The following is a 15640-nucleotide window of genomic DNA, read 5'->3' on the forward strand; positions in this document are numbered from 1 at the left end:
GATCGTGCCTAATCTGTATGGTTCAGGAAAGCCATATGGCGGAATGTTGCGCCACTATGGCTTTTCCGTCCTGTATAAACAAAAAGGGGGTGCAGCATGGAGAGAAGAAAATCAGCCTTGGCACTGGCAGGGATTGGCATCGGGATTATCATTTTATTCGGTCAGTGGATTGGGTTCCTCTCCGTGGTTGCACTGATCCTAATGTTGGCCGGAATATATAAGATCCGCAATTCCAAAATCAAAAAGGGCTACACGATGCTCGCGATTGGTGCTGGATTGTTAGTACTGGATCATTTGTTCCTGTTTGTGGTAGTTACACTAGCATCATTAGCTGTATTCTATTCACGTTCAAGGAAGCTGCATAAAGGTCAAAGCTCCATATTCAAGCACAATTTTATATCCAATCATAAATGGGATGAAGTGCCTTGGAGCTTGCGCAGCACAAGCATATGGCATGTGGTTGGGGACGTGGATGCCGACCTGACGTTGGCTCTCCCAGAGGAACGTGAGCCCGTTATATTTTTACAGGGGATCTTCGGTGACATTGACATCACCCTACCGGATAATTACGGTGTAGAGGTGGAGATGTTCATATTGTTCGGACAGATTCAGTTTGACCGGGATCATGAGGCGGGGATGCTCAATCGACTGGTTTGGAAGTCCCCCCATTTTGAGCAGAGTGAGTATAAAGTGAAGTTTGTCGTTTCGTACTTGGCGGGCGATGTCCGCGTCCGATTTTATTGAATCAGGAGGAGCCGGGATGAATCATAAAAAAACGTCCAACATGGTAACCCGCAGTATGGGTGAAGGTATCCTCCTGTGTGTTGTTGTGGGCGTAGTTGTCTTTTATATGCTGTATACATATGGATATGTGAAGTCGTTCCCAACCTGGGGAATGATATTGAAAGTTGCAGGAGCCGTTATACTGGTGTTGATTGGTACAGGGGCAATGTACGGATTTTATGAAAGCTACCGCTTTAAAAGCAGACTGGAAATGTTGAGAGAGACGTTGCTGATGTGGGAAAAGGGAACGCCTGCACGTGAGTTGCCGCCCCTAGGGCATGATGAGCTTGGCAGGTTGGGAGAGCAGCTGGAACGGATTGGGCGTAAATGGCAGGAACAAGTTACGTCTTTACAACGCTTATCCACGGATAATGCTCAGCTTGCAGAACAAGCACGGATGACTGCGATTGTGGAGGAGCGACAGCGGCTGGCCAGAGAGTTGCATGACGCCGTATCACAGCAATTATTTGCTATTTCAATGACGGCGACGGCTGTGGGGAGGACGCTGGATAAGGATTTTGATAAAGCGCAGCGTCAAGTTGCGCTAATTGAAGAAATGTCTTCCGTGGCACAATCCGAAATGCGGGCGTTACTACTTCATCTACGGCCTGTCTATCTGGAAGGGAAACGGCTTGAGCAGGGTTTGCGTGATTTGGTACAAGAGTTGCAGGCAAAGGTACCGATGGAGATTGATTTTGAGATTGAAAGCGGAGTACAGTTGGTTAAAGGCATTGAGAACCACTTGTTTCGCATTGTTCAGGAAGCGATGTCTAATACATTGCGCCATGCCAAAGCAACCCGCATGGAAATTCGTATCGTGCAACGCCCGGATTCCATCAGGCTGACGATTCGGGATAACGGTATTGGTTTTGAACTGGATGAGAAAAAGCAGACTTCATATGGATTATCCACAATGCAGGAGCGGGTCAGTGAAATTGGGGGAGCTATTCAGTATATAACGGCTCCAGGAAAAGGAACACGGATTGAGGTGTCCGTGCCAGTTATTAATGATGAAAGCGGAAGGAACGATGATCATGGAGACGGAATTACCGATTAGCGTACTGCTGGTAGACGACCATGAAATGGTACGGATTGGTCTTGCGGCGGTGCTGGGGACGGAAGAAGGTATTGAAGTGGTCGGCGAGGCCGGAAGCGGAGAAGAAGGCATACGGTTGGCTTCTGAATACAAGCCAAATGTGATTTTGATGGATCTGGTCATGGATGGCATGGATGGCATCGAAACGACACGCCAAGTAACTCGCCTGCTTCCAGAGACAAAGGTGATTGTGCTGACGAGTTATTTGGACGATGAGAAAATGTATCCTGTCATTGAGGCAGGGGCATTCAGCTATTTGCTCAAAACGTCTCGTGCTTCCGAGATAGCGGATGCGATCCGTGCAGCTGCACGCGGACAGTCCGTACTAGAGTCACAGGTTGCCTCCAAGATGATGAATCGATTCCGCCAGCCACAGGCTGAGGCACCCGCGCATACGGAGCTGACTGATCGTGAGATGGAGGTGCTTCGCCTGTTGGCACAAGGGAAGTCTAACCAGGATATCGCAGATGAGCTGATTATCGGGATTAAGACGGTAAAATTCCATGTCACGAACCTTCTCGCTAAATTAGGAGTAGAAGACCGTACACAGGCGGCGATCTATGCCTATAAGAACGGATTAGCAGAGTAGAATATAGAATGAACGGATACAAAGAACCGGAGACGACAATAGTCCTCCGGTTTTTTTGTGTTCCATAACAAGGTGTTTAGATCAGGAGGAATAAAAAGGCGATTAAAGCCAGATCTAGTGCAAGCCCTGCCCCGTATCCATATCCGCCGTACCCGCCGCGATAGCCTGATCTGCCATTTCCATAACTACTATAGCCATTTCCAGCAAATCCGCCTGCGTCATAAGGAAAGGATGGACTCAGAGGTGCGTTGGGCGGCTTAATTAAGGCATTTAGTTTGGCAGAGGTACGAGCTTTGTTTTTAGGATTCCTTTTTTTCTTTTTAGAGGAATTCTTTTTTGGGGATTGTTTTCCTTTTTTACTGTAGCTCCCGGCGTAGAGACTGCCAGGAAAGGAGGGTGGATATCCGTTCAACATCAGCTTGCCTTTGCTACACCCACTTAAGATGCCGATGTGTCGTGTACCATCACGCATAACGGCACAGACCAGACGTCCACCATGAGGTGCCACATTGGCTTCATTTACAGGATAAATCGGAAACATGATTTCACCTCTTTTGGTGTAAGATGCATTGTGATCATAGTCTATTCTTACGGTGCCTACGGTGTATGGTCGAACACCCAGTAGGCAGATGAATATTTTAGAAGGGCTTTGCCGTAGTGCTGTATGTATAAAACCTCTGGCAACGGGAATGCTATTGATAGATTCATAGATTTCAATCCAGCCGAAAAAGAAAGTATCCAGAACGTAGGGTGGGTATCGGATGGTTGTGGAGCGGGGGGAACGATAATGATAAAAGCAGAGCTGATTAAAAAGGGGATTATTGCAATTTTGGTATTAGGAACGGTGCTGGTACTGGCTGGCTGGCGTTACGGAACCCTTCAGACAAACCGATATGATTCCCGCGAGGCAGAAATGGCTTTACGCTCATTGTTAACCATCTCGGACGAGACCCCGGGTACGCTGGATAAGCTGGTTGTGAAGTGGCAAGGCGATTGGATTTCTAACCATGAAGAGCCGGCAGATATGGCGGCACAGATAGCTGATCAGCTGAATATCCCCACAGTAAACAAACTTGTAGAAAATGGACACACGGTTTATCGGTCTGTTCGTGATAGTGAGGATCTAAGAATCCGCTTAAATGTGATGGAACGTCAAACTGGACAATGGTATGTAGTTGTTCAACTAGAGAGCAATGATGCAGGACGTGAGCGGTTGATTCAGCTTCATAAGCTTTGTGCTGAGCAATTAAAATCTATGGAGATTCAAGCGCAGTGGAACACAGCCCTTCAGCGTTCGCTGCATACAAAGGAATCCAAAGATCAACTGTTGAAACTGACAGAGGCGAGCTTAGCAGGGAACATCTCCATGCAGGCCAAAGAAAGATATACGGATGTGACTACTGTGGCTATATCCTATGAAGCTCCAGAGCTGCCGTTAATGATTCAAAGCGGTGAGCATCAGGTCCAGATGCAGATGGCTGTACATGAAGATAAGGAGCAGCAGGATACACGTATAACGCTCGGTTTTCCGCTCATCACGATTGAATACTGACTTATAAGGTAAATTTATGATTCATCGGATAGCTTATCCATGTAGGATATGATAAAATATCATCAAATCTTTAGAACCATGTTTTTCGAAAATCAAGTATGATCTTGTATAAATATACACAATACTACATGCGGATTTCGGGGATTGTGGATTGCGGAATCTTGACATGGGAAGAATGAGGTACTTCATGGCTGACATACCTGCTAAAGAATCTGTTGTGACGCAAGGCGCAGTTCTGTTTATTTTTGGCGCTACGGGCGATTTGGCTCGTCGCAAGCTTTTTCCTGCTATTTACAGCTTGTACCGCGAAGGCAAGCTTGCTGAAGATTTTGCTGTTATTGGTGTAGCAAGGCGTCCTCGCACAGAGGAAGAATTCCGTAATGACCTGTACGCTTCCATACAGGAGTTTAGTCGCTACAAAGCAGAAAATGATCAAGAATGGCAGGCATTTGCCGAGCATTTTGAATATAAATCGCTGGATATCAACAATGTCGAAGGGTTCCATGAGCTGAGACAGCAGACGGAGTCTATAGAAAGCAAGTTTAACATACCGGGAAATCGGTTGTTTTATTTGGCCTTGGCTCCTGAATTATTCGGAAGCGTGTCGAAGAGCTTGAAAGATGGCGGTATGATGGATGGCAAGGGGTGGAATCGCCTAGTAATTGAGAAGCCATTCGGTTATAACCTCGAATCTGCACAAGAATTGAACGTTGAAATACGAGAAGTATTTGCCGAAGAAGAAATTTATCGGATTGATCACTATCTTGGCAAGGAAATGGTACAAAATATTGAGGTGATTCGCTTCGCGAATGCCTTCTTTGAACCACTGTGGAATAATAAGCATATTGCCAATGTGCAAATTACGCTTAGTGAAACGGTAGGGGTGGAGGAACGCGGAGGTTACTACGATCATTCCGGCGCCTTGCGGGATATGGGACAGAACCATATGCTGCAAATGCTAACGATGATTGCGATGGAGCCACCTAGTCGTTTGTTGCCTGAGGATATCCGTGATGAAAAGGTAAAAGTGCTGCGTTCGCTGCGCCCTTTTGAAACGTCTGACGATGTGAAAACCAATGTGGTGCGTGGTCAATACACCGAAGGCAGTTATCGCGGTCAGCAGTTGCCGGGGTATCGCCAAGAAGACAAGGTTGATCCACAATCGAACACAGAGACTTATTTTGCTTCACGCGTGTTTGTTGATAATTTCCGTTGGGCTGGCGTACCGTTCTATATTCGTACGGGCAAACGTCTCCCTGTAAAAACAACGGAGATTGTTGTGGAATTTAAGAGCATGCCAACGAACGTGTACCTCGGTCAAAAGCATAAGCTGGAACCGAACTTGCTCGTGATTCGGGTCAATCCAATGGAGGGCATTTACATTAAAATCAATGCCAAGAAACCTGGTTCGGAATCAGATATTGAGCCACTGGCTATGGATTTTTGCCAAAGCTGTATGGTGGGTATCAACTCACCGGAGGCTTATGAACGGCTGCTGATGGATGCAATTGAGGGTGATTCGACGTACTTCACGCGTTGGGATGAGGTTGCCACAGCATGGGGATTCGTCGATCGAATCGCCAAAGCATGGCAGCAGGCCCCCGATACGCTGGAAACCTATGCTGCAGGCTCATGGGGACCGGAAGGTGCCCACAAGCTATTGGAGCAGGATGGCTTCAAGTGGTGGCCGGTTAGTGGTCAGGATGAAGATAATGTCATCTGGCGAGTAGGCGGCGTTCAGTAATCCCGATTTGCCCTGCATCCCCCTATGTCCTGTTCAGGACGTAAGGGGATGCTTTGCGTTCGGAGTGTGCTATAATAGCTTAGTCTCAGGTTTTCAGTTTGCAACTGATTATAAGTTAAAGGCAGGCTAAAACATGTAAATAGATCGTATTTATAATGAATATGGTAACGGAGTACGCCGAATACTGGAGCTAACGGCAATGTAGCCGATAGAGCCGATGAACTTATGAAAACAGGCGTGCATCATGGCCTTTTTATGAATAGCTTGAGCAGTAATGCAATGGATTTGATCATGAAGGGATATGTGAAATGAGTAAAACAACAGATATACTTCAACAGGAAGTCGACAAACGGCGTACGTTTGCGATTATTTCTCACCCGGATGCGGGTAAAACGACACTGACGGAAAAGCTGCTGCTGTTCGGGGGCGCGATTCGTCTTGCTGGTTCAGTTAAAGCACGTAAAGCAAGCAAACACGCCACGAGTGACTGGATGGAGATTGAAAAACAGCGGGGGATCTCTGTAACATCCTCAGTAATGCAATTTGATTATAATGGGCATCGTATTAACATTCTGGACACCCCAGGTCACCAGGATTTCAGTGAAGACACGTATCGTACATTAACAGCAGCAGATAGTGCAGTCATGCTGATTGACGTAGCGAAAGGTGTGGAAGCGCAAACGATTAAGCTGTTTCAAGTTTGTGCGAAGCGTGGAATTCCGATTTTCACCTTCATTAACAAACTGGATCGTGAGGGACGCAGTCCTTTTGATTTGATGGAAGAGCTGGAGCAGGTGCTTGGCATCCGTTCGGTGCCTATGAATTGGCCGATTGGTACAGGACGCGAGCTGTGCGGTGTCTATGACCGTGTCAAAAATCAGGTCGAGCTGTTTCAGGGAGATGACCATTCCACGATCAAAGTACAGAAAGTGGAAGATTACAATGATCCGATCATTCGTGAGATGGCGGGCGAATATTTGCATGACCAATTATGCCAAGACTTGGAGTTGCTTGACGTCGCGGGTGACCCTTTTGACATGGAGAAAGTACAGCGCGGAGAATTAACACCTGTATTCTTCGGCAGTGCGATTAATAATTTTGGTGTACAAACATTTTTGGAAAACTTCCTTCAGCTTGCTCCTAAACCGGAGCCGCGCCGTAGTACAGCTGGGGAAATTGAGCCAACAAACGAAAAGTTTACCGGCTATGTATTTAAAATCCAAGCGAACATGAACCCGGCTCACCGTGACCGTATTGCATTTTTGCGTATTGTCTCCGGTAAGTTTCAACGCGGGATGAGTGTTAAGCATGTACGGATGGGTAAGGAGATTAAGCTGTCTCAGCCGCAGCAGTTCCTGGCACAGGACCGTGATATTGTCGAGGAGGCTTTTCCTGGCGATATTATAGGATTATTTGACCCGGGTATCTTCCGTATTGGTGATTCACTCAGCCAAGGTAGCGAGGTTGTGTTTGATGAATTGCCGACCTTCTCGCCAGAGATTTTTGCCAAGGTAACGGTGAAAAATGCCCTGAAGCACAAACAGTATCTGAAGGGTATTGATCAGTTGACCGAGGAAGGTATGATTCAGGTGTTCCGTACGGTAAGCTTTGACGATACGCTATTGGGTGTTGTCGGCCAACTGCAATTTGAAGTATTTGAGTACCGCATGAAGGGTGAATATGGCGTTGATGTACAGCTTCAGCGTATGCCATTCCAATTTGCACGTTGGATTGTGGATGATCAGATTGATCCGAGCAAGTTCCGTATTAACTCTACGCTGGTAAAGGATAAGAAGGGCAATTATGTTGCCTTGTTCGAAAACGAGTATGCCATGCGTACGGCTATGGAGAAAAACCCGACAGCTAAGTTTTTGGAAATGGCTCCATAAGATTGAGTATGCAGAACCGTTTGATCTCAGTCATTTAGTGTATACAACGAATAGTCCACTCGATGTTAATGCGAGTGGACTATTCTCATTTTCGAATACGGGGAAAATAATGAGCACAATTAAATCGGAACAAAAAGTTAAATAGCTAGAGCTAGGTTAAGGGTACGGGTTTGATTTTATCGATTTGTTCATGTGCCAAATGGACGAAATCGTGCTGCTGGTTTGGACTCATATGCTTCCAAGCAATTTCAAGAATGACACCCAATCCAGGCAAAGCGGCCTCCGGTCCGTCCACTGACCCAATAATCATGTCCGTAAGATCAGCTTCTGATTTGCCGTGTACTTTGTGAACAATTGCTTGTCGTAAATCCATTGTAATGGGCATGTGTACCTCCCGTATTTTGTAGTAGTGGTCGAATGTATTATGGCTTGGGCTGTTGTCCAGTATACATGGAGAAGCATTTGGCATAATTATGTCAAAATTTATGTTTGTAGCATGATATGCTATACTATGACGGACAGTATGGTGATCGGGAGGTAAAGAAGGAATGGCAAAAAAACAGTATGCGGTCATTGGCATGGGCCGTTTTGGTTCCAGTGTTGCCAGTGCGCTGAGTGAGATGGGTTTTGATGTACTGGCTATTGACTCGGACGAGCAGCGTACACAGGAAATGTCGAATATTGTGACGCATGCGGTATCTGCCGACTCGACGGATGAGGAAGCGCTGCGAGCGCTAGGTATCCGTAATTTTGACGTAATCGTAGTTGCGATTGGTGAAGATATACAGGCCAGTATTCTGACGACATTGATTCTCAAGGACATGGGCGTACCAGCCCTTGTGGTCAAGGCACAAAATGAATTGCACGGGAAAGTGCTGCAAAAAATAGGTGCGGATAAAGTCGTTTATCCTGAACGGGATATGGGGTTACGGGTGGCCCATCATTTGACATCTCCCAACATTTTGGATTATATCGAGCTGTCTAAGGACTACAGTATTTTGGAGATGAGAGCCGCCGATTCCATGATTGGCAAAAACCTGAAGGAGCTAGACATACGTGCACGCTTCGGCTGCAATGTGATGGCAATTCGCAGAAATCAGGAAATGAACATTTCACCTTATGCCGAAGATCGTCTGGAGCCGGGTGATGTACTGGTCATTGTGGGCCACAAGGATGATCTGACCAAGCTGGAGCTGGCATTTGCAGCCTAATGAAGGCTTGATGCTCAAGTACAAGTGATGCATCATTTATTTTTAAGAAACGGACAAAGAAACGGAAGGTTAAACGAATGGAAATCATTTCACCGAATAATGCGCGTGTAAAAGAGTGGGCGCAACTGCTGGAGAAAAAGCATCGCACACGGCAGCATAAATATATTGTCGAGGGTATTCATCTGGTGCAGGAAGCGCTGCGTTCGGACGCGGCTGTCGAAACCGTCGCCTATGATTTGGACAAGGGCATTCCCGCTGAGCTGAATGGCCTGGATCCAGCCGACCAGCCGGTGGAATGGGTTCCCGTGTCAGCGGCGGTCATTGCGAAATGCACCGATACGAAGACGCCGCAGTCGGTCTTTGCCATCGTGCGTAAGGAGGAGCGCAGCGCATTCTCGGCATTGCTGGAGCAGCCGGATGCACTGGTGATGGTACTGGACGGGGTGCAGGACCCCGGCAATGTAGGCACCATCATCCGCAGCGCGGACGCTGCTGGAGCCGCAGGCGTAATATTAGGTCATGGTTGCGCCGACCTGTACAATCCCAAAACGATCCGCTCCACGATGGGATCGTTGTTTCACCTGCCGGTGATTGAAGGCAGTCTGGAGGAGCTTTTACCGCAGGCCAAAAGTAAAGGTGCTCGCTTGCTCAGCACCTCGCTGGATGCGAGCTTGTCATGCTATACCATAGATTTGCGTGCTTCCACTTGGCTTGTGATCGGAAACGAAGGCCAAGGTATTTCTGCTGCTACCGCGCGCATGGTGGATGAGTCGGTATTCATTCCGATGCAGGGGCAAGCGGAATCACTGAACGCAGCTATGGCTTCTACGGTGCTATTATTTGAGACGATGAGACAACGAAACTTTTAAACTAAAATAATTCCTGTCTATGTGGTTTATAAAATCAAATGAGACTACTTATAACATCTAAATGAGACAAACTATCTACCAGTAAACCCAGTAAGAACAGGGATACATTGATGGAGGTTTCTTGTTTTATAGTAAAAAAGGGCAGGATATTTTCTATATGATGTTGTAAGATAAACACTCTCCTGAGGACAACTTAATAACTATATGCCACTGGGTTACAACTCCTCCTGAAGGAACATCTACGCCTGCACCGGGTCTTTCTTCCGCCCTATAGTCCCAATCTGAATCCAGTCGAGGGGCTATGGCTGTGGCTTAAATCCAATGTGGCGAATAACGTGTTTTTTTAGGTTTTATAAGATTAAGCTTCATGTCGGCCAGTTTATGAAACGAATCAATAAACAACCAATGGAAACAATTAGAATTTTAAATATTTTGAAAGATATTCTTTAAAAAACTATTTTATTTGAACATCCAAATAGAAAGGTTTTTGGTTATGATATTCATTAACAAAAAAACTATTAATAAGCTAACTGAATCGCATAGAGAACCTAACATGCTTATCTGCTATTCAACTCCTCAAAGCCTTTCGGCTTGGACAAGTCGGGCTATATTACTCCTAAATAATGATAAAATTATTATCCTTTTCCTCAATCTATTTTCCACTAAAGTAGTACAAAAAGTTGAATTTGAAGTAGCTGATTTACAAGAACAAAAATATCATTCCATATATCTCTCTTCTGCAATATGGTCATTTAACAGTAAAGGACAGCATTGGAGGTTCAAGATAATCAAAAAAATTATTCCTCTTGGCTCTATGCAAAGGGATTTTCTAAATTTCTTGCAACAAAATATTTTAAATTAGCAAACTGAGTAGATCACCGATTTCTTCGTTCTTCATGTCTATCGCCACCTTGGGTTGGGTCTTTCTATTGATTACCCAATAGATTGAAGTAATGTTGTTGGTTTGTTAATTGCGTGTTATTATATCAAATGAATTTGACAGGTTCCCAAATCTTTGTTAGAGTTTCAATCAAATACGTATAACCTTTTCATGGGATGTTACCGATAGGGCATAACCTGAATTGGCTTGTTTACACTGTAAGTGTATACAGGCTGGTTTGGGTTTTTTTATTATCTATCACCCTTCGGAACCCCTTTTATCACACATTTGGAAGGAGAATGTTTATGTCCAGTTATATTTTTCCTAAAGACTTTCTATGGGGCGGTGCTCTTGCTGCCAATCAGGCCGAGGGTGCTTATTTGGAAGACGGTAAAGGATTGAGTCTGGTAGATTTGCTGCCTACCGGAGAGAAGAGAAGAAACATAATGAAAGGGAATGTTCCTTCGCTGACTCCACTTGAAAGCGAATTCTATCCTTCCCACGAAGCCATTGATTTCTATCATCACTATCGCGAGGATATTGCGCTATTTGCAGAAATGGGCTTCAAGGCGCTGCGTGTTTCCATTGCCTGGGCTCGTATTTTTCCAACGGGAGAAGACGCTACTCCCAATGAAGCAGGTTTGCAATTCTACGATGATTTGTTCGACGAGTTGCATAAACATGGCATTCAGCCAGTCGTTACCCTCGCTCATTTTGACGTGCCGGTGGATCTGGTCGAGAAATATGGAAGCTGGCGGAGCCGGAAGCTGGTAGGCCTGTTTGAAACCTATGCTAAAACAGTATTTACCCGCTACAAGGATAAAGTGAAATACTGGATGACATTCAACGAGATTAACATGCTTCTCCATTTGCCGTTTCTCGGCGCCGGTCTTGTTTTTCAAGAAGGTGAAAACGTTAAACAGATTCAGTATCAGGCTGCACATCATCAGCTTGTGGCAAGCGCGTTGGCTGTAAAAGCGTGTCACGAGATTATCCCGGATGCCAAGATTGGCTGTATGCTTGCTGCCGGCAGCTTCTACCCGTATACATGTAATCCCGAAGATGTGTATCAGGGCATGGAAAAAGACCGCGAGTCCTACTTCTTCATTGATGTACAGTCACGCGGCGAATATCCTGGTTATGCGAAGCGCTTCTTCAAGGATCATGGATTAAACATTGAGATGGAATCAGGCGACGCAGCCATTCTGAAAGATCATACCGTTGACTATATCGGATTCAGCTATTATTCGAGCCGGACGACCAGCACAGACCCGGAAATCGTCAAGAACATGACCAGTGGTAATGTGTTTGGCTCTGTGGCCAATCCATATCTGGACAAGTCCGAATGGGGCTGGACGATCGATCCAAAAGGATTCCGCATCACAGCCAACCAATTGCATGACCGTTACCAAAAGCCTCTGTTCGTAGTGGAAAACGGTTTTGGTGCCAATGATGTGGTTTCGCCTGAAGGAGAAGTTAACGACGATTACCGGATCGACTATCTCAAGCGGCATATTGCCGAAATGGGTGAGGCTCTTCAAGACGGAGTCGAAATTATCGGTTACACAAGTTGGGGACCTATTGACATTGTCAGCGCTTCCTCAGGAGAGATGAAAAAACGCTACGGTTATATTTATGTGGACCGCGATAACGAAGGCAACGGTTCGTTGAAACGTATTAAAAAGAAAAGCTTCCACTGGTACAAAAATGTAATTCATTCCGACGGCGAAAATCTGGGCGAATAATCGTACCATAAGAAAATAGGATCGGACGTCCCGGGCCCACGGGGATTTCCGTTCTTCGTTTCTTTATTGAAAGCGTTGACAATCGTTCCTCTTCGGGCTATACTTGACGCAATTCCATCATTTTTAGGATTGTTACTGCGTAGCAGGCAAAACCTAAGCCACAAATAAGAAGATGTTACAGTCTTGTTTATTTGGCGTGCTTCGGTTTTTTTCTGTTTACAATAAAGAGGATGGAGCAAGTGTGGCTCTTGCTGGCATATGGAACGGGGGATCGAGATGAACATAGCAAAGGTCATTAACAACAATGTAATCAGCGTCTACCAGACGGACGGTACCGAACTCGTGGTGATGGGTCGGGGGATTGCTTTTAAGAAAAAGCCTGGAGACAAAGTAGACGAAACCAGAATTCAGAAGGTGTTTGCTCTGAAAAACAAGCAGACATCCGATAATTTCAAAATGCTGCTGCGTGAGGTACCACTTGATTTGATCGTAATTGTGGAGGAAGTCATTAATGACGCCAAGCATAATCTGAACAGAAAGCTGAACGAAAATATTTATGTTTCACTGACCGATCATATCAATTTCGCTGTTGAAAGATACCGGGAAGGATTGGAAATCAAAAACGCGTTATTGTGGGAAGTCAAGCAGCTGTATAAAGAAGAATTCGCGATGGGTCTGAAAACGCTGGAGCAAATCAAACAAAGGCTCGGTATTGAACTGCCTGTGGACGAAGCAGCTTATATTGCGATTCACATCGTGAATGCTGAAATGAACGAGGAAGTCATTACGACCATGAGTATCACGAAGTTTATCCAGCAAATTATCAATATCGCAAAATATCATTTTAAGGTGGAGTTCGACGAGGACTCTCTGAGCTATTTCCGTTTTATTACGCATCTGAAATTTTTCGCCCAGCGTGTATTTAAGGGAAATCACTACGAAAATAACTATGATCATTTATATGACATGATTAAGGAAAAGCACAAGGAAGCAGCTGCTTGCACAGAGAAAATCGGTGCTTTTGTGCAAAAAGAATACAACCACGAATTGACGAACGAAGAAAAGCTATATCTGACCGTGCATATTGAACGGGTGGTGAATAGATAAGTCGAATGTTTTCGACGAAAAAAGACCAAGTATATATGATTAAAAGTTTTTGTTGACAAATATGGTATATTAATTATATTATGATATTAACAGGAATTTAATAAGTTTTAACTGGGATTGTTACTGGTTATGCAGGCAAAACCTAAGTCATGAAAAATTGCGGGAATAAAGTGCCCACCATTTTTCAAGGCTTAGGTTTTTTGTGTGCCTAAATATGTAAAAAGCCCCTTAGAACATGGAGGTGTCTATCATGAGTTATGAAAAACTGGCCAAAGAAATTGTACACCTGGTAGGTGGCGAAAAAAATGTAGTATCGCTCGTTCACTGCGCCACACGCCTGCGTTTTGTACTAAAAGATGAGGCAAAAGCAGACAAGGGAAAGTTGGAAAAAACCGACGGAATTATCACTGTGAAGCAGAGCGGTGGTCAGTTCCAGGTTGTAGTCGGCAACAAAGTACCAGAGGTATATAATGCAATCGGCAATGTATCCAATATCTTGAATGAAACTGGAAAAGAAGATCATTCAGCTAAAGGAAACAAAGGATTTGGTGCCGTAATCGACGTAATTTCCAGCATTTTTGCACCTTTGCTCGGAGTTATGGCGGGGTCCGGTATTTTGAAAGGTCTGCTGCTGATTGCGAGTAACCTTGGCTGGTTGCTACCGAAAGACACTACCTATATGATTTTGTATGCTGCGGCCGACAGCTTGTTTTATTTCCTCCCTCTCTTGTTAGCGGTTACAACGGCACGGAAATTCGGAGGTAATATCTTCGTTGCCCTGACCATTGCCGGAGGGTTGCTTTACCCGACCATTGTTACGCTAAAAACGGAAGGTACACCTACGGACTTTTTCGGTATTCCTATTGTTATGATGAGTTATTCATCTACCGTTATTCCGATCATTTTAGCCGTCATCGTCATGAGTAAGCTGGAAAAATGGTGCAATCGAGTGATCCATGAGAGCGTCAAAAACTTTATTACACCTTTGATTCTACTTGTAATTATGCTTCCTCTAACCCTGATCGTGTTTGGTCCAGTCGGGGTGTATGTGGGCAACGCGATCGCTACTGCACTCGTTGCTGCATTTAGCTTTAGTCCATTGCTAGCTGGGGCAATCCTCGGTGCTTGCTGGCAGCTGCTCGTTATCTTCGGTGTCCATTGGGGCCTCGTACCTGTATTCATTAATAATATTGCTGTTAATGGCAGAGACGGAATCAAGCCTTCCGCTGCGGCTTCTATCTTTGCTCAAACCGGCGCTGCGTTCGGTGTTATGCTGAAAACCAAAAATAAGAAGCTGAAAACGCTGGCGGGTTCCGCTACACTTACCGCTTTATTCGGCATCACGGAGCCAGCAGTTTATGGGGTTACGCTGCCGCTGAAACGTCCGTTTATTGCAGGTATTATCGGCGGCGCCGTTGGTGGTGCCATTATCGGTCAAGCGGGAACGCAAGCATTTGCCTCCGGCGCACCTGGATTACTGACCTTGCCAATCTTTTACGGCCCTGGTGGACAAGGATTCCCGGGATTGATTTTAGGGATTACCGTTTCATTCCTGGTGTCGGCCATCTTGACTTATATTTTAGGTTTTGAAGATCCAGTTGAAGAAGAGGAAACTACTAACAATTCGGCTAAAGAATCAACCTCTACAGTTGTTGTTTCTAATGAAGAGGTACTCAGCCCAATTGAAGGAACTGTGGTCGCTTTGTCGGAGGTTCCCGATCCTGCATTTGCTTCGGAAGCTATGGGCAAAGGGATCGCCATCCAACCGACAACGGGCAGAGTCGTGGCCCCGTTCGATGGAACCATCACCGTGGCGTTCAAGAAAAAACATGCGCTTGCAGTTGTTTCGCATCATGGCGCAGAAGTTCTGATTCACGTCGGAGTAGATACGGTCAAGCTGGATGGTAAACATTTTACGTCCCATATCAAAGAAGGCGATCAGGTGAAAGCTGGGGACCTACTGCTTGAGTTTGATGTTGAGCAAATTAGGGCAGAGGGTTATCCTACGATTACGCCAGTTATTATTACGAATTCTTCCGAATATACTGAAGTCCTTCCAATCGCTCAAGGAGAGGTAACGGAGCAGGCCCCGCTGTTGAAACTGTCTAGCGCTCTGAATGAGAAAGAAAGCATTGCCTAAATGTCTTAAGGACAAGGCTCTGATGATCCATATTC

General features: G+C 45.4%; 13 protein-coding genes and 1 pseudogene. 12 read left to right on the forward strand and 2 right to left on the reverse strand.

Translation table 11 applies throughout. The features are described 5' to 3' along the window. The first annotated feature begins 96 nt into the window (after positions 1–96). The 3 genes from liaF to C1T21_RS23415 are packed head-to-tail and all read left to right on the forward strand — an operon-like array spanning position 97 to position 2468. On the forward strand, positions 97–744 hold the full coding sequence (gene liaF, locus C1T21_RS23405) for a cell wall-active antibiotics response protein LiaF (protein WP_061829897.1): 648 nt from the start codon (positions 97–99) through the stop codon (positions 742–744). A gap of 16 nt (positions 745–760) precedes the next feature. Further along, positions 761–1840: a sensor histidine kinase gene (locus C1T21_RS23410; RefSeq protein WP_103049950.1), complete on the forward strand. Its 1080-nt coding sequence runs from the start codon at positions 761–763 to the stop codon at positions 1838–1840. Next, complete coding sequence (locus C1T21_RS23415; protein ID WP_013372995.1) at positions 1818–2468, forward strand: response regulator; 651 nt, start codon at positions 1818–1820, stop codon at positions 2466–2468. Before C1T21_RS23410 ends, C1T21_RS23415 begins: the two co-directional genes overlap by 23 nt. 76 nt (positions 2469–2544) lie before the next feature. Here the strand turns inward: C1T21_RS23415 and C1T21_RS23420 are convergent, their stop codons facing one another. Then, positions 2545–3009 carry a hypothetical protein gene (locus C1T21_RS23420; RefSeq protein WP_103049951.1) on the reverse strand — a complete coding sequence of 155 codons (465 nt, stop codon included), beginning with the start codon at positions 3007–3009 and terminating at the stop codon, positions 2545–2547. 246 nt (positions 3010–3255) lie between these two features. On the opposite strand from C1T21_RS23420, the gene C1T21_RS23425 reads away from it, so the two are divergent. The 3 genes from C1T21_RS23425 to C1T21_RS23435 all read left to right on the forward strand — a co-directional run bounded on the left by C1T21_RS23425 (position 3256) and on the right by C1T21_RS23435 (position 7653). Next, a complete protein-coding gene (locus C1T21_RS23425; RefSeq protein ID WP_103050177.1) occupies positions 3256–4020 on the forward strand; it encodes a YwmB family TATA-box binding protein in 765 nt (254 codons plus the stop codon). 187 nt (positions 4021–4207) lie between these two features. Beyond that, positions 4208–5764, forward strand: a complete 1557-nt coding sequence (zwf, locus tag C1T21_RS23430; protein WP_103049952.1) for a glucose-6-phosphate dehydrogenase — start codon at positions 4208–4210, stop codon at positions 5762–5764. A 308-nt stretch (positions 5765–6072) separates the two neighbouring features. Next, positions 6073–7653 (forward strand): peptide chain release factor 3, encoded by a 1581-nt coding sequence (locus C1T21_RS23435; protein ID WP_013311888.1) that lies wholly within the window; start codon positions 6073–6075, stop codon positions 7651–7653. Positions 7654–7804: 151 nt separating this feature from the next. Here C1T21_RS23435 and C1T21_RS23440 read toward each other — a convergent pair whose 3' ends face one another. Beyond that, on the reverse strand, positions 7805–8038 hold the full coding sequence (locus C1T21_RS23440) for a small acid-soluble spore protein SspI (protein WP_016819939.1): 234 nt from the start codon (positions 8036–8038) through the stop codon (positions 7805–7807). A 160-nt stretch (positions 8039–8198) separates the two neighbouring features. On the opposite strand from C1T21_RS23440, the pseudogene C1T21_RS23445 reads away from it, so the two are divergent. The 6 genes and pseudogenes from C1T21_RS23445 to C1T21_RS23475 form a co-directional block, all read left to right on the forward strand. Continuing rightward, positions 8199–8864 (forward strand): annotated as a pseudogene (locus C1T21_RS23445) (potassium channel family protein); the annotation flags it as partial. Positions 8865–8941: 77 nt separating this feature from the next. Next, on the forward strand, positions 8942–9733 hold the full coding sequence (locus C1T21_RS23450) for a TrmH family RNA methyltransferase (protein WP_103049953.1): 792 nt from the start codon (positions 8942–8944) through the stop codon (positions 9731–9733). A 227-nt stretch (positions 9734–9960) separates the two neighbouring features. Then, entirely contained in the window at positions 9961–10080 is a 120-nt protein-coding gene (locus tag C1T21_RS23455) for a transposase (protein ID WP_103050178.1), read from the forward strand. 838 nt (positions 10081–10918) lie between these two features. Next, on the forward strand, positions 10919–12358 hold the full coding sequence (locus tag C1T21_RS23465; protein WP_025723627.1) for a 6-phospho-beta-glucosidase: 1440 nt from the start codon (positions 10919–10921) through the stop codon (positions 12356–12358). Positions 12359–12634: 276 nt separating this feature from the next. Further along, positions 12635–13465: a BglG family transcription antiterminator LicT gene (gene licT, locus C1T21_RS23470; protein ID WP_061829908.1), complete on the forward strand. Its 831-nt coding sequence runs from the start codon at positions 12635–12637 to the stop codon at positions 13463–13465. A 250-nt stretch (positions 13466–13715) separates the two neighbouring features. Beyond that, positions 13716–15605, forward strand: a complete 1890-nt coding sequence (locus C1T21_RS23475; protein ID WP_061829881.1) for a beta-glucoside-specific PTS transporter subunit IIABC — start codon at positions 13716–13718, stop codon at positions 15603–15605. The last annotated feature ends 35 nt before the right edge of the window (positions 15606–15640 follow it).

Source organism: Paenibacillus sp. F4, from assembly GCF_002894905.1.
Classification (GTDB): Bacteria; Bacillota; Bacilli; order Paenibacillales; family Paenibacillaceae; genus Paenibacillus; species Paenibacillus polymyxa_B.

Coding starts and splice junctions, on each gene's coding strand:
- C1T21_RS23410 (WP_103049950.1), top strand. CDS start 761: ATGAATCATAAAAAAACGTCCAACATGGTAACCCGCAGTATGGGTGAA.
- C1T21_RS23425 (WP_103050177.1), top strand. CDS start 3,256: ATGATAAAAGCAGAGCTGATTAAAAAGGGGATTATTGCAATTTTGGTA.
- C1T21_RS23465 (WP_025723627.1), top strand. CDS start 10,919: ATGTCCAGTTATATTTTTCCTAAAGACTTTCTATGGGGCGGTGCTCTT.
- liaF (WP_061829897.1), top strand. CDS start 97: ATGGAGAGAAGAAAATCAGCCTTGGCACTGGCAGGGATTGGCATCGGG.
- zwf (WP_103049952.1), top strand. CDS start 4,208: ATGGCTGACATACCTGCTAAAGAATCTGTTGTGACGCAAGGCGCAGTT.
- C1T21_RS23450 (WP_103049953.1), top strand. CDS start 8,942: ATGGAAATCATTTCACCGAATAATGCGCGTGTAAAAGAGTGGGCGCAA.
- C1T21_RS23475 (WP_061829881.1), top strand. CDS start 13,716: ATGAGTTATGAAAAACTGGCCAAAGAAATTGTACACCTGGTAGGTGGC.
- C1T21_RS23440 (WP_016819939.1), bottom strand. CDS start 8,038: ATGCCCATTACAATGGATTTACGACAAGCAATTGTTCACAAAGTACAC.
- C1T21_RS23420 (WP_103049951.1), bottom strand. CDS start 3,009: ATGTTTCCGATTTATCCTGTAAATGAAGCCAATGTGGCACCTCATGGT.
- C1T21_RS23415 (WP_013372995.1), top strand. CDS start 1,818: ATGGAGACGGAATTACCGATTAGCGTACTGCTGGTAGACGACCATGAA.
- licT (WP_061829908.1), top strand. CDS start 12,635: ATGAACATAGCAAAGGTCATTAACAACAATGTAATCAGCGTCTACCAG.
- C1T21_RS23435 (WP_013311888.1), top strand. CDS start 6,073: ATGAGTAAAACAACAGATATACTTCAACAGGAAGTCGACAAACGGCGT.